Here is a 2,699-nt window from a genome sequence, read left to right as displayed (position 1 = left end):
CCAAGAAGAGCGAAGCAATAGGTTTTGACTTGGAAGAGATATTCAGTTTTGAGCGTGCAAGCTCAAGAAAGAGTGCGGTGGCAATGGCAAGAAGGATACACCTGTTCCCATGCCGAACACAGCAGTTAAGCTTCTTAACGCCGAAAGTAGTTGGTGGGAAACTGCCTGCGAGGATAGGAAGCTGCCGCGCGAGATAAGAGTCAGACGGAAGTCTGGCTCTTTTTGTTTTGCTTGGATACTTAAGAAATGCCTTGACATTAGCAAATAAATATTATAAAGTTAAACTAACAATTAAATTACGTGTTATATCAAGAGCTAGTGAGTGGTTACACACTTTGACCTAGCAGCAACCTGCCGACCGGTAAGGTGCTCCACTGTAAATGGATATACGTCACTTAACCGTGTTCGTATATCGAACACGGTTTTTTTGTGACAAAGTCCCAGTGACGTTAAACAGGAGAAAAAGATGTCAAGTATACTAGATGATCAACTACGATTAATGGCTTTAAAGCAATACGGGTTAATTAAATCAATTAAAACACCCGACATTTCTGAAGCGGATTTAACATTAATACTGAAAAATACAGAAAATGAAACTATTAAACAATTAGCAGCTGAAAAGCTACTTAAAAACCCCGACATTTATAAAGCGGATTTAGAATTAATACTGAAAAATATAGAAAATGAAACTATTAAGCAATTAGCAACTGAAAAGCTACAATATCTTAATTCGCATCCCAGATTAGGTTGGGCAGCTTCCATAGCGAGAGCAAATAGGTTGGGCAGGTTCCATAGCGAGAGCACAAAGGATTAATGGCCTGAAATACAGATATAAGGTCCTGATGAAAAAGTTAAAATTCGGGATATTTTACATAATGCTAATTAATCTGATGGGACACTCAAAATGGTCCTGGATGAATGCCTACCGGAACCGCTACGGGCTGATCCGCGACGACATTCACACCCAGAAGAATACCTTGAAGAAGTCTGCCTACTGGTACCGGAAGCTGAGCGACAGCAATGAGCTGGACGCGGATTGATTTTTGTTGTTTTTTGCAAGAACTTTCGCTGCTTTTTCCAAATCCGACCGCAAAATAGCTTATGATGTTAATGGAGTAAATAAGTAAGCGGAAACACAATCGAAGGTGCAAAGGAGACTAAATGCAAATGGCAGAACCATTATTTTTGGAGCCAGTTTTTTATGAAAAAATCTGGGGCGGCACTGGCCTGCGCGACGAGTTTGGCTATGACATTCCCAGCGACCATACCGGTGAAGCTTGGGCGATTTCGGCCCACCCGCACGGCCCGGCAAGCATCAAGAACGGCCCTTACCAGGGCATGAAGCTGAATGAATTGTGGGATCAGCACCGGGAGCTTTTCGGCAACGCCAAGGGCGATGTCTTCCCGCTTTTGACCAAGATTTTGGACGCCAACCAAGACTTGTCCGTCCAAGTGCACCCGGACAATGAATATGCCCGGATTCACGAGGGAGAATTGGGCAAGACAGAAGTTAAGCTTCTTCGCGCCGAAAGTAGTTGGTGGGAAACTGCCTGCGAGGATAGGGCGCTGCCGCGCGAAAGCAAGAGTCAGACGGAAGTCTGGCTCTTTTTTGTTCTCTTTTTGTCTTCTCTTTATCTTTAGTTTTGCTGGTCTTGGCGACTGAGTGCTGAATCATTCGTCTCTCTTTAATGGCTCTGCCAGCGCCTGTCAGCGATCTTTTTTGAAAGAGGATGATTTCCTCCGGGACCTTTTAGCGCCTTGCATGTGGCAGCACAGGGCTTTGTGTAAAGCAAAATGTCCGGCCTGCTGCCTGCAAAAGGTAAAGATTCAAAACAAGACAAAACGAGAGCAGCAAAAAAGCAGACAGCGGGTGAATTGCTGTCTGCTTTTTAATTCTAGAGGGCGTTGATGATCAGCATCATAATCGGAGCAACTACAATGAAGAGGATCGTGCTTAAGGCCACGATGTTTGTCGCGTAGTTGACGTCGCCTTTTCCGTCATTGGCCAGGACTGGCAAAACGGTCAGGGCCGGAACCGCGGACTGCATGATCAAAGTGCCGCGTTCAGCCGCCGGCAGGCTGAGCCCGAAGCGCTGGGCCGCCAGCAGCATGCAGATCATGGCCGCCGGGGCGATGACAAACTTGCCCAGCAGGGCCATGCCCGTGTCCCGGTCCAGCCGCAGGGACTTGAGGCCGGCATTGCTCAGGACGATCCCGATGTAGATCAAGGCAAGCGGCGTGACCAGGTTGCCGAGGTACTGGGTAGTCGTGGTGATCTCGACCGGAAGCTTGATCTTGAGCAAAACTACTGCCATCGCGATCAAGAAGGCGATCAAAGGCAGTGAGAAAATCTTTTTCAAGATTTCCTTCACGTCTTTTTTCTGCTTGGTCTTGGTGGCTTCCATCGGGTCATTGGTAATCAAGAAGGAGCCGAAGGCCCAGGTGGACACCGTATTGATCACATAGTATACCAAAAAGTATTCCATGGATTTTGACCCGAACAAGGCCGTGTTCAGGGGCATGCCGATGAAAATCGTGTTGGCGTTGGCAAAAGTATTGATGAAAATGCCCCGTCGGCCGGGTCTGATTTTCAGCGCCTTTGCCAGCAAAAAAGCCGCGATGTAGCTGACGGCCACGGCCGCCCCGCTGACCAGCAGGCCTTCAGCGAAAGAGGTCAGCTGCGAGGCTGTCAGCCGGCT

The 2,699-nt window shown here is 47.7% G+C and carries 3 protein-coding genes, 1 rRNA gene and 1 pseudogene; 4 read left to right on the top strand and 1 reads right to left on the bottom strand.

What is annotated here, in order from left to right; all coding sequences use genetic code 11:
- The first annotated feature begins 73 nt into the window (after nt 1-73).
- The 4 genes and pseudogenes from rrf to lacNas_RS13935 all read left to right on the top strand — a co-directional run.
- Nucleotides 74-190: ribosomal RNA gene (gene rrf, locus lacNas_RS13950) — 5S ribosomal RNA — on the top strand.
- 276 nt (nt 191-466) lie between these two features.
- Nucleotides 467-814 carry a hypothetical protein gene (locus tag lacNas_RS13945; RefSeq protein WP_201331094.1) on the top strand — a complete coding sequence of 116 codons (348 nt, stop codon included), beginning with the start codon at nt 467-469 and terminating at the stop codon, nt 812-814.
- A gap of 61 nt (nt 815-875) precedes the next feature.
- Complete coding sequence (locus lacNas_RS13940) at nt 876-1,040, top strand: family 1 glycosylhydrolase (protein ID WP_373868020.1); 165 nt, start codon at nt 876-878, stop codon at nt 1,038-1,040.
- A gap of 127 nt (nt 1,041-1,167) precedes the next feature.
- Nucleotides 1,168-1,509: pseudogene (locus lacNas_RS13935) on the top strand (type I phosphomannose isomerase catalytic subunit); the annotation flags it as partial.
- A gap of 386 nt (nt 1,510-1,895) precedes the next feature.
- On the opposite strand, the gene lacNas_RS13930 reads toward lacNas_RS13935, so the two are convergent.
- On the bottom strand, nt 1,896-2,699 hold an 804-nt coding region (locus lacNas_RS13930; protein ID WP_280515451.1), incomplete at its 5' end, for an AEC family transporter.

It is taken from the genome of Lactobacillus nasalidis (genome assembly GCF_016587775.1).
Taxonomy (GTDB): domain Bacteria; phylum Bacillota; class Bacilli; order Lactobacillales; family Lactobacillaceae; genus Lactobacillus; species Lactobacillus nasalidis.
This window is presented reverse-complemented; position numbering and strand designations above follow the sequence as displayed.

Excerpts from the sequence above, each read along its gene's own strand:
- lacNas_RS13945 (WP_201331094.1), top strand. The coding sequence starts at position 467 with ATGTCAAGTATACTAGATGATCAACTACGATTAATGGCTTTAAAGCAA.
- lacNas_RS13940 (WP_373868020.1), top strand. The coding sequence starts at position 876 with ATGCTAATTAATCTGATGGGACACTCAAAATGGTCCTGGATGAATGCC.